This window comes from Terrabacter sp. AAH1 (genome assembly GCF_054456855.1).
In genome coordinates this window covers 83924-106307 of record NZ_JBTJJV010000002.1, presented here as the reverse complement: position 1 = coordinate 106307, position 22384 = coordinate 83924, and the positions used below count along the sequence as shown (strand labels likewise).

Below are 22384 nucleotides of genomic sequence, written 5' to 3'. Positions count from 1 at the left end.
CAACCCAGAAGGAAGGCAACCCATGAAGGTGACCGACCGGTGGCACTCCGACCGTCTCGGCCAGGACATCACCGTGGCCCGGTGGGGCACCTACGGGATGCCCGTGCTGCTCTTCCCCACCGCGGGCGGTGACGCCGAGGAGGTCGAGCGGCACAAGATGATCGCCCACCTCATGCCGCTCATCGACGCCGGCCGCGCCAAGGTCTACTCGTGCGACAGCGTCGCTGGCAAGGCGATGGCCGAGCGGGTCGGGTCGACGGAGTACCGGATGGCTCTCTTCAACGCCTTCCACGACGCCGTGGCCTCCGAGGTCATCCCCGCGATCCACTCCGACGTGGGCGGCAACCTGCCTGTCGTCGTCGCGGGGGCCTCGATCGGTGCCTTCAACGCGCTGGCCATCACCTGCCGCTACCCGCACCTTGTCGACTCGGCCGTCTGCATGAGCGGCACGTACGCCGTCGACAAGTTCATCGGTGGCCGCTTCACCGAGGACCTCTACTTCAGCTCGCCGCTGCACTTCCTGCCCGACCTCGACGGCCCGGATCTCGACGCGCTGCGCCACCGCATGGTCATCCTCGCGTCGGGCAGCGGCCGGTGGGAGGACCCGGGCGAGGCGTGGGCGGTCGCAGAGGTGCTCGGCGCCAAGGGCATCCCCAACCGCGTCGACGACTGGGGCCCGGCCTACGACCACGACTGGCCGACCTGGTGGGAGATGCTGCCGACGTATCTCGACGACCTGCTGCCGTGAGCCGCCGGCCCTTCCTGCTGCTCACCTCCCGCGTCGACGACGCCCTGGCCGAGCAGGAGCGCGAGGCGTTCCTGCGCCTCACCGGCCTGGGCGACGACGACGTCGTGCACCTGCGCATCGAGCAGGGCGCGTTCCTCCCCCTCGACGTGACGGCATACGCCGGGGTGGTGCTCGGGGGCAGCCCGTTCACCGTCAGCGAGCCGCGCGACTCCAAGTCGCCGGCCGAGCGCCGCGTCGAGGAGGAGCTGACCGTGCTCATCGGCGAGCTCGTCGAGCGGGAGGTGCCCTACCTCGGGCTCTGCTACGGCATCGGCGCGACGAGCCTCGCCCTCGGCGGGGTCGTGGACCGCACGTACGGCGAGCCCGTGGGCTCCACGACCGTACGCCTGACCGCCGCCGCAGCCGACGACCCGATCTTCCGCGCGCTGCCCGACACCTTCACCGCCTTCGTCGGGCACAAGGAGGCTGCGACCGAGCCCCCGCCGGGTGCCGTCGTCGTGGCCACGAGCGACCCATGCCCCGTGCAGGCCTACCGGGTGGGCCCGTGCGCGTGGGTGACCCAGTTCCATCCCGAGCTCGAGCTCGAGACGTTCGTCGAGCGCATCCGCGCCTACGCGCACCTCGGCTACTTCCGGCCCGACGAGCAGGACGCGATCATCGAGTCGGTGAGGGCGGCCGACGTGTCGCCGGCGCACGACGTGCTGAGGAGGTTCGTCGCCGAGTTCGCCTGACCCCAGGAGGCGCCGGGGCTACGTTGGGCCGGTGGAGGACCTCACGGCCATGGTCGGGCGGCTCGTCGAGGAGCACGGCTTCTCCGGAGTGGTCCGCGTCGACCGCGACGGCGTGATCGAGCACGCCTCGGCGCACGGTCTCGCCGAGCGGGCCTTCGAGGTGCCGAACACGCTCGACACGCAGTTCGGCGTCGCCAGCATCGCGAAGAGCCTCACCGCCATGACCGTCGTCAGCCTCGTGGCCGACGGCCGCGTCGGCCTCGGCGCCCGGGTGCGCGACCTGCTCGGCGACGAGCTGCCCGACATCGCGCCCGATGTCACCGTCGAGCACCTCCTCGCGCACCGCTCCGGCATCGGCGACTACCTCGACGAGGACCTGGACTTCGGCCCGTCCGACTACGTCATGACAAGGCCCGTCCACGAGTTCGTGACGACCGACGACTACGTGCCGTCGCTGCGCGGTCACCCGACGAAGTTCGCTGCCGGAGAGCGGTTCTCGTACTGCAACGGCGGCTACGTCGTGCTGGCCCTGGTCGTCGAACGCGTGACCGGGCGGCCGTTCCACGACGTGCTGGCCGAGCGGGTCTGCGTGCCGGCGGGACTCGAGCACACGGCATACCTCCGTTCCGACGAGCTGCCGGCGAGCGTCGCCCGCGGCTACCTCGACGACCACGGCCTGCGCACTAACGTGCTGCACCTGCCCGTGCGTGGCAGCGGTGACGGCGGCGTGCACACGACCGTCGGCGACCTCCACGCGCTGTGGGACGCCTTCGTCGGCGGACGGGTCGTCGACGAGCGCTGGGTCGCCGAGATGCTGCGGCCGCGCAGCGTCGACCCCGGGGACGGGCGCCGCTACGGTTTCGGCCTCTGGCTCGCGCCCGCCGGCGACGGCGTCGTCATGAACGGCTACGACGCCGGCGTCTCGGCACGCACGGCGCACGTGCCCAGCCGGTCGCTCACGTGGACCGTCGTCGCGAACACCAGCAACGGCATACGGCCGCTCGTCCGGCACCTGGGCGAGCGCCTCGAAGCCTGACGGCAGGCCCGTATCACCGGGCGCCGCGGCGCCCTCTGAGGGAGAGGCCTGTTCGCGGGGGCGGGCCCTGCTCCGAAGGACGGGCCCACCCATGAGCGTCACCGACGTCTTCCCACTCATCAAGGCGCCCGACGCCTGGCCGGTCCCCGTGGTGGCGACGATCGCGATGGTCTGCCTCGCCGGCCTCGACCTCGTGGGCGCGGTCCTCGCCAAGGAGTGGGCCGAGAACGGCAGCGTGCGCGCCCTCGTGCTCGGCGCGGGCGCCTTCCTCGTCCTCTTCTGGGTGTACGCGTCGTCGCTCCGGTATGCCGAGCTGGCCCTCGTCACGATGGGCTGGGTCGTCATGCTCCAGGTCGGGCTCGTGCTCGTCGACCGCTGGCGCTACGGCGTCGAGCTGCCCGTCGGCAAGTGGGTCGCCATCGGTGTGGTGCTTCTCGCACAGGCCTACCTCGTGCTGGCGCCGAGCGCCTCGCAGGCCGGGGCCACCGCGAGCGGCGGCTAGACTCTGGTGGCACTGGCAGGGGTGCACCGGGTTGCCGCGGCGCCACCTGCCATCAGTGTCTGCCCCTGTCGTTGCGCCCCTGCAGTCCCGTCCGGCACCGTCCCGGGCGTCCTCGAAGGAAGCCCATGCGTCGTCGTCCTGCCCGCCCCGCCCTCGTGGCGGCCGTCGGCGTGCTCACGCTGGCGGCGGCGGGCTGCACGACGAGCACGGCGCAGTCCTCCTCGACGGCCGGCGGCACCCCGGCGGCGACGTCCACGGTGTCGACCCCACCGGCCACGCCGACCACCCAGCAGAAGCAGCTCGTGGTCGGTGCCGTCTTCGACCACACGACACTGGACCCGACGCGCCAGTTCGACCGCACCGGAGCGATGCTCACGCACGCGCTCTACGAGACGCTGACGACCCTCGACGCCGACGACCCGACCAAGGTCGTCCCCGGCATGGCCGAGTACACCATCTCGCCCGAGGGCAAGTGGCTGACGATGCGGCTGCGCAAGGACCTCGTCTTCTCCGACGGCACACCCGTCACCACCGACGACGTGGTCTTCACGATCGAGCGGGCCAAGGGGCTCGGCGGACCCACCGCAGCGATGCTCGGCACCGTCGGCGTCACCAAGGTCGACGAGCGCACCTTCACGCTCACCTCGCCCGGCTCCAACTTCGCCCTGCCGGCGATCCTCGCCAACCCGGCCTTCGGCATCCTCAACGCCGCCGCGGTCAGGTCGCACGGCGGCACGATCGGGCCCGGCGACGAGGCCAGCGGCTACCTCTCGCAGCACTCGGCCGGTTCGGGTCCCTACGTCATCGAGAGCGTGCGCGGCACCTCCGAAGTGCGCCTCGCCGCGAACCCGATGTGGCGCGGCACCGCGCCCGCCTTCACCACGGTCGTCGTGCGCAACCTCGCGCCCGCACAGCAGCTCGACGCCGTCCGCACCGGCAGGGCGGACCTCGTGCTCGACCTGTCGCCGACGCAGGCCGACGGTGCCACGGCGCGTCCGCCGGCATCGGCGGTCACGGTGACCTCGATGCGGTCGAGCACGCTCACCTACCTCGCGCTCGACCAGAAGGCGGCCGTCAACGCGTGGACGGCCAACCCGCGGTTCGCCGAGGCGATCCGCCGCGGCGTCGACCGTGACGCGCTCGCACAGGCCGTCCCCGGCGCCGCGTCCGCTCCCGGCCTCATCCCGGCCGGCATCGTCGGCGCCCTGGACGACCTGCCTGCCTCGACGGGCGGGAACGGGTCGAGCGGGTCGAGCGGGTCGGGCGGGTCGGGCACGGGCACGGGCACGTCGGGCCCCAGCGGTCCGTCCGGCACCCCCGCGCCCACGACGACCTCGTCCTCGGCCGGCGCCCCGACCGGCGCCACCGCCTCTCCCACGACCCCGAGCGACGGCACGACCACCGGCGCCGACGGCCGCCCCACCCCGGTCGTGACCCTGCCGGTCGTGCCGGCCCACGACCTCACCGCTGCGCGGGCAGCCCTGCGCAGCTCGGGCTACAAGGGCCAGCCGATCCCCCTCACGTATGCCGCCGACGTGCCCATCCAGGGGCTGCCCGCCGGCACCATCGCCGCCGCCGTCGCCAAGCAGCTCGGCGAGGTCGGCATCAAGGTCCGACTCGACCCGCAGCCGGCCCAGAAGGCGCTCGCCGCCTACCGCGCCGGCCTCACGGGCCTCAGCCTGTGGGCGTGGAGCCCCGACTACCCCGACCCGGAGAACTACCTCGCCTTCGGGCCGGGTGGCCTGGTCGGCTCGCGCGCCGGCTTCGTGCCGGGCCTCGACCCGCTCGTCGACTCGCTCACCCAGAAGGCGCGCGACTCGATCGGTGACGACCGTCAGATCGCGTATGCCGCCTGGCAGCAGGCGATGAACAACCGGGGGCCGTTCGTCCCCCTTCTCCAGCCGTCCACGCGCTTCGCGAGTGGCGACCGGGTCGCGGCCGTGCCCGGCAACCCGGTCTGGACCGTCGACCTCGCCCGCATCCGCTGACCGGCGCCGGCATTCTCCCCTCTCCTCTCCGATCGAGAGAACGCTGAGTCACGCGCGTGGCTCCGATCGAGAGAACGCTCCGGCACCCGCAAATGGGGTGACGGAGCGTTCTCTCGTTCAGGGGATCTGCCGAGCGCGGGCCGCGGTCAGGTGGCAGGTGCCGTCGGCGGCGGCGTCGGTGCGGGCGATGCGGCGAGCCGGCCGCGCAGGGCTCGGCCGATCGACGAGCCGACGAGCAGGCCGAGCGAGATGGCGATGGCCACGCCGAGCAGGCCGAGGGCGACGTCGGTGGCCGACTCGCGACCGGCGGCCAGCTCGGTGACCCCGACGAGGCCCAGGCTGCCGGGAACGAGCAGCCAGAACGCGGGCAGGAAGAGGACGAGGCGCGGCAGCTGCGGGCGGCGCAGCTCGACGATGCTCGCCCCGAGGCTGGCCGCGATGGCGCCGAGGAAGCCCCCGAGGGCGATCGTGCCGAGCTGCTGCCCGGCGAGCTGCGCACCGAAGGCGAGGCTGAGGACGAGCAGGACCCAGCCCTGCATGCGCAGCGGGACGCCTTCCATGAGGCAGATGCTCGCGCCGATGAGCACGAGCCCGACCGGGGCGCCGGCCCAGCCGATGTCGTCGACGCGCTGGTTGACGAGGGTCGAGGTGGGCACCCGGAGCAGCGCGGTGGCCATGAGCAGGCCGAGCGCGAAGAGGCCGAGCTGCGCCAGCCCGTAGCTCAGCCGGGCCGACCCCGCCTGCATGTGCCCGGCCGCGAGCTCGGACATGCCGTTGACGACGAGGGCTCCGGGGAGCAGGACGGCGAGCGGCGGCAGCACGGTGCGCAGCGGTCCCGCGAGCAGCCCGGCATCGGCGGCGCCGAAGACGAGCAGCGACACGGCGAACGCGGCGAGGGTCGGGAGCAGCGCCTTGACCACTTCGTAGCGCTCGGCGAGCTGGACGAGCGCGAGGACGACGAGCGCCCCGACGGCCGCCGCGGCGACGTTGGCCCAGCCCGGCTGGAGGATGAGCGCGATGCCGACGGCCAGCACGGGCCAGGCGAGGGCCACGAGCCACGCGGGCTGCTGGACGGGGCGCCCTGTCGTGGCGGCGAGCTCGTCACGGGCGGCGGCGATCGTCAGCTCACCCACGACGAGCTGGTGGCGGATGAGGCGGACGCTGGCGGACTGGTGCAGGCGCAGCCCGGCCGCAGCCGAGCGGTAGGTGCTCGGGCCGCCGGGCGTGAGCGTGACCATGAGACCCGTGGGTCCGACGGCCGTCTGGACCTCGGGGTAGCCGAGGCGGGTGCTCACCTCGGCGAGCTCCTCCTCGATCTCCTGGACCGGCTGGCCGGTGGCGATCATGGCCGTGCCGAGCTCGGCCAGCAGGGCGCGGGTCTCGGTCTGCCCGTCCGCGTCCTCCTGCATGGTCGTCATCATGTCAGCGGACGACGCGCCCCGGAGGACGGTCCACTCGGTCCCGCGCCCTCCCCTCGCTGCGGCGCTCCGATCGAGAGAACGCTCCGTCACCTCGCATGGGTGACGGAGCGTTCTCTCGATTGCAGGAGAAAGGGGTGGGGGGCGGGCCGCGGGTGAGTTGCGTGCTGGGTCAGTCGACGCAGAGGCAGAAGGGGTGACCGGCGGGGTCGAGGAAGACGCGGAACGACTGGCCGGGCTGGTGCTCGTGCTTCGTCGCGCCGAGGGCCACGACCTCCTTCTCGGCGGCGTCGAGGTCGTCGACCATGACGTCGAGGTGCATCTGCTGCGGCACCTGCTGGCCGGGCCACTGGGGCGTCGTGAAGTCCGAGACCTGCTGGAAGCAGATGCAGTTGCCGGTCTCGGTGTCGCGGATCTCGGCCCAGTCGTCGGACGTCTTGATGGTCCAGTCGAGCATGGTGCCGTAGAAGGTGGCGAGCGCCCCGGCGTCGGGGCAGTCGAGGACGAAGCTGGGGTATCGGGCGATGGCCATGTACCGACGGTAGGCGCCCACCCGGACGATCGGCGTCCTGAAGTGGCAGGACCTCTCCCGCCGTTGCCGAGCGGACTCCCAGCGTGCGCCCCTACTCTCGGTCCATGGGTGCCGTCGACTTCATGCTCGAGCGACGCGTCGCTGCGCCCCCGGCCGAGGTGTTCGCGCGGCTGGTCGACATCGAGGCGTACAACCAGTGGATGCCCAGCAAGGGCAGCATCCGCCGGCGCTCAGAGCAGACGTCGACCGGCACCCCGGCGGTGGGCACGACCTACGTCGACCACACCCTCTTCGGCCCGACGCCCGGCGAGATCGCCGAGCTCGACGCGCCGCGCACCCTGACGTACCACTGGTGGGACCGCACGAAGTCCGGGCGGCTCAACATGGAGGGCTGGCCGGCATACACGCTCGAGGATGCCGGTGACGGCGCGACGCTCGTGCGCCACCACGTGTCGCTGCGCACGCACGGCGCGTACCACCTCGCGACCCCCGTGCTGGGCCTCATCGCCCGCCGCGAGCGCACAGCCGTGCTCGACGCGCTCGAGGCGTCTTTCCGGTCGACCAGCTGACCGCGCTCCGACAGGATCGGTGCGAAAAGTCCTGAGACCCCTGTCGAAGCGGCCGGCCGTCGTTCGACGTGGGGGTGAAGGACGGTCGACCGGACCGCCCGAGACAGAGGAGAACTGGGATGACGCACTACCTGCTCGCCGTGCACGGCCCTGCCGAGATGAACGAGTTCGGCAACTACGGCTCGAAGGAGGACATGGAGCAGGCGTTCGCCGACACGGGCGCCTTCAACGACAAGCTCAAGGCCGACGGCTACTGGGTGTTCGCCGGTGGTCTCGAGCCGGTGAGGCAGTCGACCGTGGTCGACGGCCAGGGCGAGCAGCCCGTCGTCACCGACGGCCCCTACCTGGAGGCCAAGGAGGTCATCGGCGGCTTCTGGGTCATCGACGCGCCGGACCGCGACACGGCCGAGCGTCTCGCGGCCGAGGGCTCGAAGGCGTGCCGCGGCAAGGTCGAGGTGCGCCCGTTCGGTGGTCTTGCCTGACGGCTACCTCCGGAAGCGCTGCTGGAGGTCGGCGTAGCCGATCGCCCCGTCGAGGAAGCCGAGCGTGCCGGTGTCGAGGAGCTCTCGGCCGGCGCGCTCGAGCATGCTCAGGGCGGCGCGGGCGAGGCTGCCGCCGAGGCTGACCCGCACGACACCGAGGGAGAAGAGCGTGCGGGCGTCGATGGTGTTGGCGAGGCCGGCGACGATGTTGAGCGGGCCGGGGATGGCCTCGGCGAGCCGGCGGATCGTGTCGGCGTCGACGACACCGGGGACGAAGACGCAGTCGGCCCCGGCGTCGAGGTAGCGCGTCGTGCGCCCGACCGTCTGGGCGAACACGTCGCCCTCGACGCCCGCGAAGTACGTGTCGGTGCGGGCGTTGACGACGAAGCTGCCCTTCGGTGCAGCGGCCCGTGCGGCAGCGATGCGGTCGACGGCCTCCTCGACGTCGAAGAGGCGCCCGCCGGTGATGTCCTCGAGGTTGGCGCCGACGGCTCCGGCTTGGACGGCGAGCTCGATCGTGCGACCGACGTCCTCGGGGGTGGCGCCGTAGCCGGCCTCGAGGTCGGCGGTCACGGGCACGTCGACGGCGGCGACGATGCGGCATACGTGGTCGAGCATCGCGTCGCGGGTCATGGGCCCGCCGTCGGGCACCCCGCTCGCCCAAGCGATCCCGGCGCTGGTCGTCGCGATGGCGGGGAAGCCGACCTGCTCGAGGATGCGCGCCGAGCCGGCGTCCCAGGCGTTGGGCAGCACGAAGCCCGGGCCGGAGTGCAGGCCGAGGAGGGCGCTGGCTTTGTCGGTCACGGGACTCTCGTCCTGCTCCCGGGTCTCGTGGTCAGCCACGCGTGCCTCCTTCGTCGGTCCTGTCTCACCCAGCATGCCGCGCGAGCCGGACGATCGGGTGTCTCGGCTAGTCGGTGGTTGGATCGGGACATGCGCATCTTCTTCACCGGTGGCAGCGGCAAGGCCGGCAGGCACGTCGCGCCGTTCCTCGCCGAGCAGGGCCACCAGGTCACCAACGCCGACCTCGTCCCGCTGGGCCACCCCGCCGTCGACGACCTCGCCGTCGACCTCACCGACGTCGGCGAGACGTACTCGGCGCTCGCGGGACTGGCGCGCTTCGACGAGCTGGAGCTTGCGACCAAGCCGGCATACGACGCCGTCGTGCACTTCGCCGCAGTCCCGCGGATCCTGCTCACGTCGGACGCGAAGACGTACGCGACGAACGTGCTCAGCACCTACAACGTGCTCGAGGCGGCGACGCGGCTCGGCATCCGGAAGGTGATCTTCGCGTCGTCCGAGACGACGTACGGCGTGTGCTTCGCGCAGGGTGAGCGCAGGCCGCTCTACGTGCCGGTGGACGAGGAGCACCCGACGGTGCCGGAGGACTCGTACGCAATGTCGAAGGTCGCGAACGAGGTGACAGCGCGCTCGTTCCAGGCCCGCACCGGCGTCGACATCTACGGGCTGCGCATCAACAACGTCATCGAGCCGCACGAGTACGCCGAGATGTTCCCGCCGTTCCTCGAGGACCCGACACTGCGGCGGCGAAACCTCTTCGCCTACATCGACGCTCGCGATCTCGGCCTCATGGTGCAGCGGTGCCTCGAGGTCGACGGGCTCGGCTACGAGGTCTTCAACGTCGCCAACGCCGACATGTCCGTGGCGGCGACGACCGACGAGGTGCGCGAGCGCTTCTACGACGGGGTCGAGCAGCGGCGGACGATGGGGCGCAACGAGACGTTCTACTCCATCGACAAGGCGCGCGACCTGCTCGGCTACTCGCCGCAGCACTCGTGGCGCGACGTGCTCGACGACCCGCGCGCGTCGTGAAGGCGGTCGTCTACGACGACTACGGGCGTATGCCGGTGGTGCGGGAGGTGCCGCCGCCCGCGTGCCCGGATGGCGGCGTCGTCGTCGCGGTCAAGGCCACGGGCGTATGCCGTTCCGACTGGCACGCGTGGAAGGGGCACGACCCCGTGGCGTTGCCCCACACGCCGGGTCACGAGCTGGCCGGTGTCGTGGCGACGGTCGGGTCTGGTGTGCGTGACTGGGCGGTCGGCGACCGGGTGACGGTGCCGTTCGTCTGCGGGTGCGGGCGCTGCTCGTGGTGTCTCGCCGGTGAGGCGCAGGTGTGTCCCGACCAGACGCAGCCGGGCTTCACGGGCCCGGGGTCGTTCGCCGAGCTCGTCGCGATCCACGGCGCCGACACGAACCTCGTGCGGCTGCCCGACTCGGTCGACTTCGTGACGGCGGCGTCGCTGGGCTGCCGGTTCGCGACGGCGTTCCGCGCGCTGACGACGCACGGACGGCTTGGTTCTGGTGAGTGGCTCGCGGTGCACGGGTGCGGCGGGGTCGGGCTGTCAGCGGTGATGATCGGCGTGGCGCTCGGTGCGAGGGTGATCGCTGTCGATGTGAATCTGGCTGCGCTGGAACGGGCTTCGTCGCTGGGAGCTGCTGGCGTCGTTGACGCCGGGACTGACGACGCGGCGGCGCTGGTGCGTGAGGTCACCGGAGGTGGCGCGCACGTCTCGATCGACGCCTTCGGTTCTCCGGCCACTGCAGTTGCCTCGGTGCGCAGCCTGCGCCGCCGTGGCCGGCACGTCCAGGCCGGGCTGCTGCTCGGCGCTGCGTCGACGCCGCCGCTGCCGATGGACCTCGTCATCGCCCAGGAGCTCGAGGTCTACGGCTCCCACGGCATGCCCGCCCGCGACTACCCGGCGATGCTCAGGCTCATCGAGGAGGGCGCCCTCCGACCCGCCGAGCTCGTCGGACAGGTCATCGGCCTCGACGAAGCCGGAGTCGCGCTCGCGACCATGGACCAGCCTGCATCGACCGGGATGACCGTCGTCCGCGTCTGACCTCAGCTCGAGGTCGTGAGCGTGCGCAGGCCCGCGCCGGTGAGCAGGGGCGTGGCCGCCTCGGTGCGGCCGGTCAGGAGCAGCAGGATCGCCGAGATCGGGCCCGCGATCTCGGGGCCGGTGCCGATCGTCCAGTCGGCGTCGGTTGCCGTCAGCGTGAACGACTCGAGCCGGCGCCTGGCCCCGAAGGCAAACGGCCAGCGGAGCTCCCAGATCCGGGTAGCCGCCGCGGCACCGGCGCGCGGTGGCGTGGGGACGTCGATGTGCAACGGGATCGCGATGTCCTGGGCGTGCACCAGGAGGTCCCACATCACGTTGGCGGGGCTGGCGGGGCGGGGCACCGTGCGCGACCCGGCGGTGCTGCGCAGGTCGTGCACGAGCTGTTCGGGCGTGCGCGTCGCGCGTCGTCGGCTGGCCATGGTGTTGAAGCGGGGGTAGTTGCCGCGAGCCTTCACGAAGTCGACCAGCAGGCTGCTCGGCGAGGGTGCGATGGGGATCAGGGTCACGTGGGCCGCGACGTCACGCACCCGCCAGCCGGCACACAATGACGGCTTCTCCCAGTCCGCTTCCGACAACCCAGCCAGCAGGTCCGCGAGGGCCAGCCGTTGCTCGGCGACCACCTGCCAGCTCTCGTCCATGCTCATGCGCGCCGTGGTGGTCATGATGCTCCTCCGGAGTCGAGCGCCTCACTCCAGATTAGACAGATAATCTGTCTATTGTCGAGGGTTTCGCCCGTCCAGATAGGGGTCGGTGACCTCACGCAACAGCGTCAGCGTCTCGCGCAGCTGCGCCATCCGCTCGGGCCCGATGTGCGCCAGCCATTGCGCCTCCGCCTCGGCGAGGGCCGGCAGGACCGCCTCTCTCGCGGCGTGGCCTCGCGCGGCGATCTTGACCAGCGAGGCTCGGCGGTCGGTGGGGTCGGGGACTCGTTCCACGTAGCCCGCGCGTTCCAGCTGCTCGACCAGGAAGGCGGCCGTCTGCTTGGTCACCTGGGCTGCCTCGGCGAGCTGGGAGACCCGCGACCCGCCGGGCTCAACTCGCGCTGCGATGCGTGCCTGGGCGAGCGTCATGTCGGTGAAGCCGGCGCGGGCGAGCCCTTCCATGTTCGCGCTCTCCATCGCCCGGGCGGCGATGAACAGCAGGACCCCGATGGGAAGGTCCTCGCTGTCCTGCTCGTCGGCCTGCGGCCGTGACGCATCCATGTGCCCGCCCCTAGCGACCGCCAACATCGGGAAGTAGTCAGCACAACCCTACTGGCCTCTCGTCGCCCGACTCCTGTCGTCGGGCGACGCGAGCCCGGGCTTCAGCAGCCGCAGCCCGCCGCCTTCGAGGACCCTCTCGTCAGGATGCCTGAGCCGGCAGCACCAGGAGTGTTCCGTCCTGAGGGCAACCACGAGGCGAATGAGCGGGTCTTCACAGGACGTGGTGAGCGACGAGCTTGTTCAGGTAGGCGACATCAGTCCTGCCGCTGAACTCGAACCTGACTTTCCCGAGACCTGAGAACCAGAGCTCCAGCTCGGCATCCAGGTCGAAGGTGCCTGCGGTCTCGACGGAGAAGGCCTGGATCTTCGTGATTGGGAGAGACGTGAAGTCCTTCTTCTTCCCCGTGATTCCCTGAACGTTCACGGCGATGATGCGCTTGCTGGTGAAGACGACGTAGTCGCGCATGCCCTTGTAAGCCACGAATGCTTGCTCACCCTCGACGAGCAGGGGGTCGATCTGGCCAGCGACCTGTCCGTAGTCGACCTGGCTGAGTTTCACGTAGCTGGCGTTCTGGAAGTCGATCATGCGCGAACCCTAACCCTCCGGTTCATCCGACATTCTTGGCCCACTGCGGCGTAAGTCGAGTCCGCCGTTTTTCATGTTCGCGAAGGGCATTCACCCTACGGTGTGCCCGTGGAGGGGGAAGTCGACGAGAAGCTCATGCGCCTGCGCTACGCGGGAGTATGTCGAGTCTGTGGAGCGGACCTTCCGGCCAAAGCCCAGGCGGTCTACGAGCGTACGAGCAAGACCGTCAGATGTGTCGCCCATGATGAGGGCAGTCCGACACCGGCACCGACCGCAGCGGCTCTTGAGCCACTTGACGTCGACGAGGTTGAGAGCGGCACTGCGGGAGCCTCGGCGCGGCGCGAGTTCGAGCGGCGCAAGGCAAAGCGCGAAGCACGCATACGGGGCAGGCACCCGAAGCTCGGCGGCCTCATCCTCGCGCTTTCCGACGAGCGGCAGTCGACGACTGCCTGGGATGTCGGCGCGGCGGGAGAAGAGCGACTCGGCAAAGGCCTCGACCAGCTGGCATCAGACACAGTTCGGCTGCTTCACGATCGCCGGATCCCGAAGAGCAGGGCGAACATCGACCACATCGCCGTGACCGCCAGCGGCGTCTACGTCATCGACGCCAAGAAGTACCGGGGCCGCCCTCGCGTCAAGGTCGAAGGCGGCTTACTCCGACCTCGCGAGGAGCGGCTGCTCGTCGGTTCGCGCGACTGCACGAAACTCGTCGACGGAGTGCTCAAGCAGGTGGATGTCGTGCGCGGCCTCCTCGACGTCGAGGTGCCCGTGCGCGGTGTGCTCTGCTTCGTCGAGGCGGACTGGCCGCTGATCGGCGGCGCGTTCACCACGCGAGGCGTGCAGGCACTCTGGCCCAGAAGGCTCTATCCGCAGCTGGAGGTCGAAGGCCCTCTGGCCGCCGATGTCATTGCAGAAACGCACCGAATGCTGGCCCGCGCTCTTCCCGCTGCCTGAACGGGCGAGCCGCGGAAGCCGACCGGGCAGCCGAATTGCACCGGATCAGCCGGGCACGTCCATGCCCCACCGGTTCATCACCTCGCGCAGCTCCGACGGGTCCGGTTCCGTCAGGAGGGCGAGCTCCCGGAAGAACCCGTCGATGCCGGGCAGGTGGAAGAAGACGAGTCGACTCGGCCCCTCGCCCGCGGCGGTGAAGCCGTGCAAGATTCCGCGCGGAACGAAGACGAACGACCCCGCAGGTCCGCGACGCAGCTCCGACCCCAGGCGGAAGTCGAAGGCCCCATCCACCACATAGAAGAGCTCGTCCTCGTCTCGATGCACGTGTGGCAGCGGCGCGAACCCTCCCGCCTGGAACGTGCCCTGAACGGCCGAGACCGCACCCCCGGTTCGGTGCGCCGGGACGGCAATGCTGAACGCGTTCGAGAAGACGTCGAGTGTCTCCGCGTCGTCAGGCGTCGACAGGAAGGCGTCGAGGCTCATGTCGCCAGTCTGTCGCCGTCGCGGGCCCGACCACAATGGCCCGGCGTGAGCCGTCCGCGGCGGGTTCGTCCATCATCGGCGGACCGCCCAGCAGATCGGCTACGGTCAGAGGGGACGGACGATGAGTCGCTCACAGTGGACAGTGAACCTATATGGAGGTGACGGTGGCTGGGGCCGGGGAGCTCATCTCGCGCCCGTCGCGGCTGCCGCGAGTCGGTGTGGTGCTGGCTGCCGGCCGGTCCGAGCGGATCAGCGCCCTGACCGGCGGTGGGTCGAAGGCGCTGCTGCGGCTGGGTGGCTTGACCCTGGTCGAGCGAGCGGTGAAGACCCTGCTCGCCGCCGGCATCGAGTCCGTCGTGGTGGTCGTGGGCCACAGTGCCGGGCCGGTCGCGGCACTCGTCGACGGCTTGGCACCCGGCCGGGTCCGGACCGCGTACGCGGAGCGGTGGCAGGACGGGAACGGCGCGTCGCTGGAGGCCGTCGAGGACCTGGTCGCCGGGGAGAAGCTCTTCGTGCTGCTCACCGCCGACCATGTCTTCGGCGACGGAGCCGTCGACCGGTTGTTGGAGGCGGGCGCGCCGGCCGTGCTCGTCGACCCCTCTCCGGGACCTGCCGCCTGGGAGGAGGGAACCAGGGTTCGGGTGGTGGACGGGGCCGTGGTCGCGTTCGGCAAGGCCCTCGACGAGCCCGGCATCGACTGCGGCGCGTTCCTGCTGCCCCCCGACATCTTCCGCTGCCGGGCAGAGGTCGCGCTCGAGGGCGACGACACCTTGGCAGGGGCTGTGACCCGGCTCGCCCAGGAGTCGCCGCTGCAGGTGGCTGCGCTGCCCGACGGCTGCTGGTGGCAGGACGTGGACACTCCCGAGGACGCACGGGCAGCGGCGGCCGCTCTGCGCGGCTCGCTCGGCAAGGATGCGGATGGGCCCGTCAGCCGCTGGCTCAACCGTCCCGTGTCGACCCGGCTGTCGATGCTGCTGGCCAGGTGGCGTCCTGACCCTGACGTCGTGTCGGTGGTCGCTTTCCTGCTCGGCCTGGCGGGCGCGGTGCTACTGGCCACGGGACAAGGCGTCGCAGGCGCGCTCCTGGTGCACGCAAGCTCCGTCGCGGACGGCGTCGACGGAGAGGTCGCCCGACTCCAGCTGCGGGGCAGGCCTCAGGGAGCGCTGCTCGACGGCGTGCTCGACCGCGTGGGCGACGCCGCGATCCTGGCTGGTCTGGGTCTGTGGGCCGTGGAGGCGCACGACCCCCGAGTCGTGCTGGCGCTCACTGTGGCGGCGACGGCCGGGGCCCTGCTGTCCATGGCGACGAAGGACCGCGCCGCAGCACTGGGACTGCCGCCGGCCCCCGAACGGGCGCTCGGTCTGCTGTTGGGTGGCCGGGACGGTCGGCTGTTCCTCGTAGCCATCGGCGCACTCTTCGGCAGCCCTCTGGTGGCTCTGGCGGCGGTCACCGCGACGTCCGCGATCTCCCTCGCCCTACGGGTGGCCTTCCTGCGGCGCCCGTCCTTGACCGGCAGCAGCGGCGGCGTCACCGAACCGACGTCTGAGGCGCCCGTCCCGTCCGAATGACCGGTTAGCCAGTAGGCACCACTCTTGGGCCTAGCGGCGTCGGCGCGTGAAGCGCATCGGGTCGAAGGCGGGAACGCTTGCGGCGGAACCTCGTTCGACGAGATCAGCCACCAGCGTCGCGGTGGGAGCCGCGAGGCTGAGCCCGAGCATGTTGTGCCCGGTCGCCACGACGACGCGGTCCGCGCCCGGTGCACAGCCGATGAGCGGCTTGCCGTCGGGCGTCATTGGACGCGGCCCGACCTGCTCGTCGGTGCTGGCGTCCCAGTCGACGCCGGTCAGGTAGGGCGCCGCCTTGCGCTTCATGACGTCGATGCGTCCGGCGCGCAGCCCCTCTGGCGTCCCGTCGAGCTCGACCATGCCGAGCACCCGCGTGCGGCCTCCCATGGGCGTCACGCCGACGTGGGTGTCGCCGAGCCGCAGCACGTGAGTCGGTGGGTGCTCGGGGTGGATGGTGAAGCTGTAGCCCTTGCCCGGGGTCACGTAGCCGTGGATGCCCAGTGGCCGCAGCAGCTGCTCGGACCAGGCGCCGGCGGCAATGACGGCGTGGCCGGTCTCGACGGTGCCGGAGCGCGTGGCGAGCTCGACGCGCGTGCCTCGCTGGCGCACCGCCAGGACCGGCGTGTCCTCGAGGACGCGTACGCCTCGTGACCTCAAGGACGAGCCGAGTCGGTCCACCAGCCGTGACGGGTCCAGCCACCGGTCGCCGCGATGGACGAAACCGAACTGGGCTGCGTCACCGAGACCCGGTTCGAGGCTCAGCAGCGCCCGCCGTTCCAGGATCGGCTCGGGCGGCGGGCAGAGGCCGCGTCGCGAGACGGAGAGGAGGGATGCCCGGGACGCCTCCGCCTCCTCGCGGGTCGGGTGCAGCATGAGGAACCCCTCGTCCTGCAGGTCGTCGATGACCCGAGCCGCGACCATCTCGTCGACGAGCGTGGCCGTGCGACGGTTGAGCAGGTCGAGATCGTCCCAGGACCGCTTGAACGTATGTCCGCCCGAGCTGGCCAGGAACCGCGCGAGGTAGCCCGCCACCCGCGGGAGCGCTCGCGCGCTCAGCAGGAAGCTGCCTTTCCCGGGCGAGACGAGCGAGCGTATGCCGTCGCGAACGACACCCCACGACGGGAGCGGGTCGCTGCGCGCGGGGCAGACCCAGCCTCCGTTGACGCGAGCCGCACCCCCGCCGAGCCCGCCTCCGGCTTCGACGACCGTGACGGCATACCCTCGCTCGACGAGCTCGTGGGCGCTGAACAGCCCGATCAGCCCGCCGCCGACGACGGCGACCTCACCGGCCGGCATCAGAAGCGCTGGTCCCGCAGGTCGCTCGACACGCGGGGCTCGGCCCGCGCGCTGAGCTCTGCCTCCTTGATCTGGGCGCGCCGGTCGTCGCCGGGTTCAACATCGGCATCCGGGTCGACGTGCGTCGGGTCGAGCACCCGCTTGAGGAAGGTGCGGGTGCGATGGTGCTGCGGGTCGCCGATGACGCGGTCGGGGTGCCCCTCCTCGACGATGACGCCGCCGTCCATGAAGATGACGCGGTCGGCGACCTCTCGCGCGAACGCCATCTCGTGCGTCACCACGATCATCGTCATGCCCTCGGACGCGAGCCGTCGCATCACCGCCAGCACGTCGCCGACGAGCTCGGGGTCGAGGGCCGAGGTCGGCTCGTCGAAGAGCATGAGGTCCGGCTCCATCGACAGCGCGCGGGCGATCGCGACCCGCTGCTGCTGGCCGCCGGAGAGCTGTGCGGGGAAGGCGTCGGCCCGTTCCGCCAGGCCCACCTTCTCCAGGTTGGCGCGGGCGATCTGCTCGGCCTGGGCCTTGTCGCGCTTGTGGACGACCTGCTGCGCGACGGTGCAGTTGTCGAGGACGGTCAGGTGTGAGAACAGGTTGAACTGCTGGAAGACCATCCCCATCCGGCTGCGCACTCGGTCGATGTCGCAGTCGGGGTCGGTGACGTCGATGCCTTCGACGCGGATCCTGCCGCCGCTGGGTTGCTCGAGCAGGTTGATGCAGCGCAGCAAGGTGGACTTGCCGGAGCCCGAGGGCCCGATGACGCAGACCACCTCGCCCTGGCTGATCGAGGTCGTGATGTTCGTCAGCACCTCGACCGACCCGAAGGACTTGCGTAGGTCCGTGATCTCGACGACCGCGTCGCCGGGCGCCGAGGACGTACGCGTGGGGGACGGGTGGGTCGTCATCGGGCCCTCGCAGACTTGGCTTCCATCCGCCGGACCGCGAACGTGAGCGGCAGCGTGATGAGGAGGTAGCAGAGGCCCGCGATGACGAGCGGCGTGAGGTTCGCGTTCGTGTTGGCGAGGTCTCGGCCGTATTTGGTCAGGTCGAACGACGTCGAGGACAGCCCGATGATGTACGCGAGCGAGCTGTCCTTGACGACGAGGATGAGCTCGTTCGTCAGCGGCGGGGTGACGATCCGGAACGCCTGCGGGAGAACGATCTTCCGCGTCGCGGCACCAGCCGGCATACCGAGTGACCTGGCCGCCTCGACCTGCCCCTTCGGCACGGCCTGGATGCCGGCGCGGATCGTCTCGGCCATGTAGGCGGCCGCGACGATGCCGAGCGCGCTCCACACCGTTCCGTAGATGCCGAAGGGGATCTCGAGTCCGGGGAAGGCGAGCGGGAGCAACCCGAAGGCCAGGAGCACGATGATCGCCGGCAGGCCCCGGAAGAACTCGATGTAGACCGTCGCAATCCAGCGGTAGGGACCGACGGACGACAGACGCATGAGAGCGAGGATCGTGCCCAGCACGAGGCCGAGGACGAACGCGCCCAACGCGTACACGGCCGTGTTGAGCAGGGCCCGGCCAAGCCCTTGCGTCAGGGTGTCGACGATCAGGTCACCCCGGAAGAAGACCTTCTGGATCTGGGGCAGGTCCGCGACCGACACGAGAATGACGACGGCGGCCACGAGGACGCCGTACTGGACCCACCGGATGCGCTGGGCCCGCTTGCGGGGCGAGAGCCTGCGCACTCGCCCCGCCGCTGCAGGAGACGTCACGGCAACGACCTCACGGGACGGTCGGCATGACGGCCGGGTCGGAACCGAACCACTTCTTGTAGCTCGCCTTGTAGGACCCGTCCTCGATGGACTTCTTCAGCGCCGCGTTGAAGGCGTCCTTGATCTTGGCGGCGTTGGGGTTGTCCTTCTGGAAGAGGAAGCCGTACTGCTCGCCGGTGTCGAACTCCTTGACCACCGCGAAGTCCGGGTTGGTCTTGGCGAAGTCGAGCAGCGGACCGTTGTCGTTGATCGCCGCGTCGACCCGACCGGACTGCACGCCGGCGATCTCGGTGGGCAGGTCGTCGAAGACGACGGTCTCGTAGCCGTTGGCGTCCTTGTTCTTGTCGCCGTACGCCTGACCGGTCGTGTCGGTCTGGACGCCGAGCTTCTTGCCCTTGAGGGACGACAGGTCGGTGATGCCCGCGGACTTCTTGGCCAGCAGAGCCTGCGTCGCGCTGAAGTAGGGCGTCGAGAACGCCACCGACTGCTTGCGCTTGTCGTTGATGGTGACCGCGCCCATCGCCATGTCGCACTTCTTCGCGGCGAACACGGCGCCAGAGGTCTGCGAGGCGAAGTCGATGTCGACGATGGTGACCTTGGACTGGCCCAGCTGCTTCGCAGCGTTCTGCGCCAGGTCCATGTCGAAGCCGACGACGTTGCCCGAGGCGTCCTTGAACTCGAACGGCTTGTACGACAGGTGGGTGCACACCGTGAGGGCGTCCGAGCTGACGAGCTGCGGACCGCCGGAGGGGTTGCTGCCGGTGCTGCCCCCGGAGTCGGAGCTCGAGCCGCAGGCGGCGAGGGCGAGAGAGGTGGCGGAGACGACCGCCGCGAAGCCGAGAAGGCGGGACCTGACCTGCGACATGAGTGTTCCTCCAAGGTTTGTCGGTAGCGGCGACACTACCCAGCGGGGCCCGGTCCCGGTACGACCACGACGGCACGGTCCGATAACTGGACGTACCGACTCACGACGCCTGTCCCGCCTAGCTTGCGGCGGACGTGTCGTACCAGCGCAGCACCCGCAGTGCCCTCAAGGTGTTCCACCTGCTCGGCGTCCCGTCGGGCTCCTCGAACCGGAAGTGGACCGCGCCGGCGTGGGTGTTCTCGAGCAGCCAACGGCCATCGGGTCGCCGCTGCGCGCGGACGTGCTCGACAGCCTCGGCCAGTCGCGGGTCCGCCCTGCCACCACGCAGGGCGAAGTACTCCGTCGCCTTGAGCACGTCGTAGCGCCAGCGTGGGGGAAACGAGAACAGCATCCACTCGGGGTTCACCACCTCGCCGGTGCGCAGCGACCGGAAGAGGTGGCGCCGGAGCAGGTACTCCTCTCCGTTCCGGCGAGCCAGACGGACCTCGTCGGATCCACCGGTACGGCGCTCCCACCGCAGCAGAGCGTCGATGACGGCCAGGGTGCTTGCGAAGGAGGACGGCGCCGGTCGCCTTTGCGCCCAGCAGTTCCAGCCGCCATCAGGCATCTGATCCGCCAGAAGCCGCTGCACCACGGTGTCGACGTCGACGCCCAGGTAGGTGCCGATGAGGATCGTGCCGGCGTTGATGCAGCAGTCCTCCTCGCCGGCGAAGAACGGGAGCCCGTCGCACTCCCAGCGACAGTTGCGGGCGACCAGGCGGGCGGTCTCCTGCATCACCGCACTGTCCGGGGCGACTCCCAGATGGCACAGGTCCAGCAGGACCTGGTAGGTCGCGGTCCACGGCTGGCCCGTCTCCGTCTCCGACCCGTCGGTCGGGGCCTCTTTGGGATCCTCACTGGCGGCCGGGAACGGCGGCGGCGGTTCACCGGCGGCCAGGGCCCGCGCAGTCTCCTCGGCGAAGGCGGCGGTGTCTGGGAAGCAGGCGCCGTTGGCCCACAGCCCATCAGGAGCGCGCAGCGCCAGCAGCCGAGCGCCCCAGCCCTCGTGCTCTACCCGAGCCCGCTCAGCAACGACCTCGGCCTCCGGGGCATCGACCAGATCGCGCAGCACCTGCCAGCGGATCGCAGAATCGCCCTGTAGCAGCCACCGCACAACGGGGTCGTCCTTGGTCAGCGGGACGGTCTGCGGTCGGTCGCGCCCCCTAGGTTCGCTTCGCTCCATCTTCAAACGTTAGTCGGGAGACGGGCACCCACCTGCCGATCGAAGGCAGCCCTGCTCATCTGGCCATTCACTCGAACCAACCCATCTGCGGCGGATAGACGCGACTGCGGAGACGGGGCCGGTGGCCTGCCGGTCCCTGTCATTTCGCGGTTGGTAGGTCCCAAGCGACGGGCTCGAGTTTGTGTTTTCGCAGGAAGTCATTTGCCTCGGTGAACGGGTGACAATCGATGAACCGCCGCTCTCTGGTTTTGCCCCAGACAGCTGGATGGGCGGATCGAATCACCGTGTGCGGTGGCTCGTCGATCGGGATCGACGTTGCTTTGCGGATGGCTTTTGATCCCCACAAGAGAAACGCGACATGCTCGCAATCCTCGTTAAGGACCTGCAGAACGAGATCGGTGAAATGCTCCCATCGCCGAGCGTGTGACCCGGGGTGGCCGTCCTCGACTGTGAGCGCCGTGTTGAGGAGGAGCACGCCGTTCTTTGCCCACGTGGACAGGTCGCCGTGAAGTGGTCGCTCGATCTGAATCGCTAGGTCGGTCTGAAGATTCGCATAGATGGTCCTGAGCGATCGGGGGATCGACGCCTCCTCCGGGACGGAGAAGGCGAGTCCGTTGGCCTGCCCGGGGCGCGGGTACGGGTCCTGCCCCAGGATCACTACTCGAACGTCCTTCAATCTGGTCAGGTGGAACGCTCGGAACACGTTGGAGCGCGCTGGGTAGACGGCCACAGGAGTCTGCTCATAGGTGTCAGCCACGAGCGCGTCAAGAGCCTCTTGGTCGAGCCCGCGTTTGGCCAGCGCGGTGGCCCAGTCCTTGGGGAGCTTGGACGCGTCCGACCGGGTGGTCATGAGTGCCTCCTTGGGCTGAACCCTCCTTGGCGGAATGGGGTCTCTCCCCATGCTCCTCCGCGTGAGGTGGCGATGAGCGCCCGAGTGCAAGATGTCACCCCGACGGCAGGGCGACAGGCGGCGAAGTGACGCACGTCCCGCCGAACTGGTGAGGGACTATTGCCGAGCGCGAGGTGTGTCGATTTCCGCGAAGGCCCCGCGCAAAGACTCGGTGACGTCGATACCTCTCGCGCACGACTCAATCTGACGGACGTTCACCCGGCGCTTGTGGCTTCTCGGCACTGTGTGGGACATGGCGACGACATCGTCGCGAGGCACTTCTCGCGCCCAGACCACCTCGTAGGACGCGCTATCAAAGATGGCGAAGACGAAAGCATCAGCCGTGTCGGCCTCGTCTTCGTCGACGGCGAACGGGGTGAACTGCTTGGCACGCTTCTCGCCTTCCTCGACGACGCGACACTTGACCTGCAACTTCCGCTTCCCGGCGCGCACGTCCCAACCCGCCTGCGAAGGATGACCTAGCTCGCCGCCATACGCACGAGCGACGATGGTCTCGGCCATCTCGCCAACAACATTGCGGGTGCGGATCACCTCCCGATCCCGAAGTTCAGCAACGACGAGACCTTGTAGACGCAACACCTCCTTCAACGTCAGGTCGGCCCAGGGGACGGCGGAGGAGTCTCGATCGTCAACAACGGCTTCCGCGCCTATTGCCATGACGTCACAGTAGTTCAGCCCATGGCGTCTCCGGCTACATCAAACGGGCTCCTCCCT

General features: G+C 70.2%; 25 protein-coding genes. 11 read left to right on the top strand and 14 right to left on the bottom strand.

Going from position 1 to position 22384, the window contains the following annotated elements; translation table 11 throughout:
* Positions 1–22: 22 nt before the first annotated feature.
* The 5 genes from ACXR8F_RS04530 to ACXR8F_RS04510 all read left to right on the top strand — a co-directional run bounded on the left by ACXR8F_RS04530 (position 23) and on the right by ACXR8F_RS04510 (position 5005).
* On the top strand, positions 23–748 hold the full coding sequence (locus ACXR8F_RS04530; RefSeq protein WP_458798929.1) for an esterase family protein: 726 nt from the start codon (positions 23–25) through the stop codon (positions 746–748).
* Positions 745–1479, top strand: a complete 735-nt coding sequence (locus ACXR8F_RS04525) for a glutamine amidotransferase (protein ID WP_458798928.1) — start codon at positions 745–747, stop codon at positions 1477–1479. The genes ACXR8F_RS04530 and ACXR8F_RS04525 overlap by 4 nt, the downstream gene beginning before the upstream one ends.
* 31 nt (positions 1480–1510) lie before the next feature.
* Positions 1511–2515, top strand: a complete 1005-nt coding sequence (locus ACXR8F_RS04520; RefSeq protein WP_458798927.1) for a serine hydrolase domain-containing protein — start codon at positions 1511–1513, stop codon at positions 2513–2515.
* 91 nt (positions 2516–2606) lie between these two features.
* On the top strand, positions 2607–3017 hold the full coding sequence (locus ACXR8F_RS04515; RefSeq protein ID WP_045188770.1) for a hypothetical protein: 411 nt from the start codon (positions 2607–2609) through the stop codon (positions 3015–3017).
* Positions 3018–3142: 125 nt separating this feature from the next.
* Positions 3143–5005 (top strand): ABC transporter substrate-binding protein, encoded by a 1863-nt coding sequence (locus ACXR8F_RS04510; protein WP_458798926.1) that lies wholly within the window; start codon positions 3143–3145, stop codon positions 5003–5005.
* Between the two features lie 146 nt (positions 5006–5151).
* Here ACXR8F_RS04510 and ACXR8F_RS04505 read toward each other — a convergent pair whose 3' ends face one another.
* A complete protein-coding gene (locus ACXR8F_RS04505; RefSeq protein ID WP_458798925.1) occupies positions 5152–6423 on the bottom strand; it encodes a threonine/serine exporter family protein in 1272 nt (423 codons plus the stop codon).
* Between the two features lie 172 nt (positions 6424–6595).
* On the bottom strand, positions 6596–6955 hold the full coding sequence (locus ACXR8F_RS04500) for a VOC family protein (protein ID WP_458798924.1): 360 nt from the start codon (positions 6953–6955) through the stop codon (positions 6596–6598).
* 104 nt (positions 6956–7059) lie between these two features.
* Here ACXR8F_RS04500 and ACXR8F_RS04495 point away from each other — a divergent pair, with 104 nt between their 5' ends.
* Together ACXR8F_RS04495 and ACXR8F_RS04490 are read left to right on the top strand one after the other, a co-directional pair.
* Positions 7060–7524, top strand: coding sequence for an SRPBCC family protein (locus tag ACXR8F_RS04495; protein WP_458798923.1), 465 nt, complete (start codon positions 7060–7062; stop codon positions 7522–7524).
* 119 nt (positions 7525–7643) lie between these two features.
* Entirely contained in the window at positions 7644–8006 is a 363-nt protein-coding gene (locus tag ACXR8F_RS04490) for a YciI family protein (RefSeq protein ID WP_045188767.1), read from the top strand.
* A gap of 3 nt (positions 8007–8009) precedes the next feature.
* On the opposite strand, the gene ACXR8F_RS04485 is transcribed toward ACXR8F_RS04490, so the two are convergent.
* Positions 8010–8849 carry an isocitrate lyase/PEP mutase family protein gene (locus ACXR8F_RS04485; protein WP_458798922.1) on the bottom strand — a complete coding sequence of 280 codons (840 nt, stop codon included), beginning with the start codon at positions 8847–8849 and terminating at the stop codon, positions 8010–8012.
* Between the two features lie 90 nt (positions 8850–8939).
* Here ACXR8F_RS04485 and ACXR8F_RS04480 point away from each other — a divergent pair, with 90 nt between their 5' ends.
* Positions 8940–9839, top strand: a complete 900-nt coding sequence (locus ACXR8F_RS04480; protein WP_458798921.1) for an NAD-dependent epimerase/dehydratase family protein — start codon at positions 8940–8942, stop codon at positions 9837–9839.
* Entirely contained in the window at positions 9836–10867 is a 1032-nt protein-coding gene (locus tag ACXR8F_RS04475; protein WP_458798920.1) for a zinc-dependent alcohol dehydrogenase family protein, read from the top strand. The genes ACXR8F_RS04480 and ACXR8F_RS04475 overlap by 4 nt, the downstream gene beginning before the upstream one ends.
* A 2-nt stretch (positions 10868–10869) precedes the next feature.
* On the opposite strand, the gene ACXR8F_RS04470 is transcribed toward ACXR8F_RS04475, so the two are convergent.
* The 3 genes from ACXR8F_RS04470 to ACXR8F_RS04460 form a co-directional block, all read right to left on the bottom strand.
* The gene (locus ACXR8F_RS04470) at positions 10870–11529 is read right to left on the bottom strand and encodes a maleylpyruvate isomerase family mycothiol-dependent enzyme (protein ID WP_458798919.1); all 660 of its coding nucleotides are present in this window, start codon (positions 11527–11529) and stop codon (positions 10870–10872) included.
* Between the two features lie 51 nt (positions 11530–11580).
* Positions 11581–12069, bottom strand: coding sequence for a MarR family winged helix-turn-helix transcriptional regulator (locus ACXR8F_RS04465; RefSeq protein WP_458798918.1), 489 nt, complete (start codon positions 12067–12069; stop codon positions 11581–11583).
* Positions 12070–12280: 211 nt separating this feature from the next.
* Complete coding sequence (locus ACXR8F_RS04460; RefSeq protein WP_458798917.1) at positions 12281–12655, bottom strand: PH domain-containing protein; 375 nt, start codon at positions 12653–12655, stop codon at positions 12281–12283.
* A gap of 108 nt (positions 12656–12763) precedes the next feature.
* Here ACXR8F_RS04460 and ACXR8F_RS04455 point away from each other — a divergent pair, with 108 nt between their 5' ends.
* Positions 12764–13609, top strand: coding sequence for a nuclease-related domain-containing protein (locus tag ACXR8F_RS04455; RefSeq protein WP_458798916.1), 846 nt, complete (start codon positions 12764–12766; stop codon positions 13607–13609).
* 45 nt (positions 13610–13654) lie between these two features.
* Here ACXR8F_RS04455 and ACXR8F_RS04450 read toward each other — a convergent pair whose 3' ends face one another.
* Positions 13655–14092, bottom strand: coding sequence for a cupin domain-containing protein (locus tag ACXR8F_RS04450; protein WP_458798915.1), 438 nt, complete (start codon positions 14090–14092; stop codon positions 13655–13657).
* Between the two features lie 152 nt (positions 14093–14244).
* Here ACXR8F_RS04450 and ACXR8F_RS04445 point away from each other — a divergent pair, with 152 nt between their 5' ends.
* Positions 14245–15660 (top strand): NTP transferase domain-containing protein, encoded by a 1416-nt coding sequence (locus tag ACXR8F_RS04445; RefSeq protein WP_458798914.1) that lies wholly within the window; start codon positions 14245–14247, stop codon positions 15658–15660.
* A gap of 30 nt (positions 15661–15690) precedes the next feature.
* On the opposite strand, the gene ACXR8F_RS04440 is transcribed toward ACXR8F_RS04445, so the two are convergent.
* The 7 genes from ACXR8F_RS04440 to ACXR8F_RS04410 form a co-directional block, all read right to left on the bottom strand.
* A complete protein-coding gene (locus ACXR8F_RS04440; RefSeq protein WP_458798913.1) occupies positions 15691–16953 on the bottom strand; it encodes an NAD(P)/FAD-dependent oxidoreductase in 1263 nt (420 codons plus the stop codon).
* Positions 16953–17855: an amino acid ABC transporter ATP-binding protein gene (locus ACXR8F_RS04435; protein WP_458798912.1), complete on the bottom strand. Its 903-nt coding sequence runs from the start codon at positions 17853–17855 to the stop codon at positions 16953–16955. The genes ACXR8F_RS04440 and ACXR8F_RS04435 overlap by 1 nt, the downstream gene beginning before the upstream one ends.
* The gene (locus tag ACXR8F_RS04430) at positions 17852–18673 is read right to left on the bottom strand and encodes an amino acid ABC transporter permease (RefSeq protein WP_458798911.1); all 822 of its coding nucleotides are present in this window, start codon (positions 18671–18673) and stop codon (positions 17852–17854) included. The genes ACXR8F_RS04435 and ACXR8F_RS04430 overlap by 4 nt, the downstream gene beginning before the upstream one ends.
* Positions 18674–18683: 10 nt before the next feature.
* Positions 18684–19538 (bottom strand): ABC transporter substrate-binding protein, encoded by an 855-nt coding sequence (locus tag ACXR8F_RS04425; protein ID WP_458798910.1) that lies wholly within the window; start codon positions 19536–19538, stop codon positions 18684–18686.
* Between the two features lie 118 nt (positions 19539–19656).
* Entirely contained in the window at positions 19657–20760 is a 1104-nt protein-coding gene (locus ACXR8F_RS04420; protein WP_458798909.1) for a prenyltransferase/squalene oxidase repeat-containing protein, read from the bottom strand.
* Positions 20761–20899: 139 nt separating this feature from the next.
* The gene (gene ung / locus ACXR8F_RS04415; protein ID WP_458798908.1) at positions 20900–21610 is read right to left on the bottom strand and encodes a uracil-DNA glycosylase; all 711 of its coding nucleotides are present in this window, start codon (positions 21608–21610) and stop codon (positions 20900–20902) included.
* 156 nt (positions 21611–21766) lie between these two features.
* Positions 21767–22327, bottom strand: a complete 561-nt coding sequence (locus ACXR8F_RS04410) for a hypothetical protein (protein WP_458798907.1) — start codon at positions 22325–22327, stop codon at positions 21767–21769.
* Between the last annotated feature and the right edge of the window lie 57 nt (positions 22328–22384).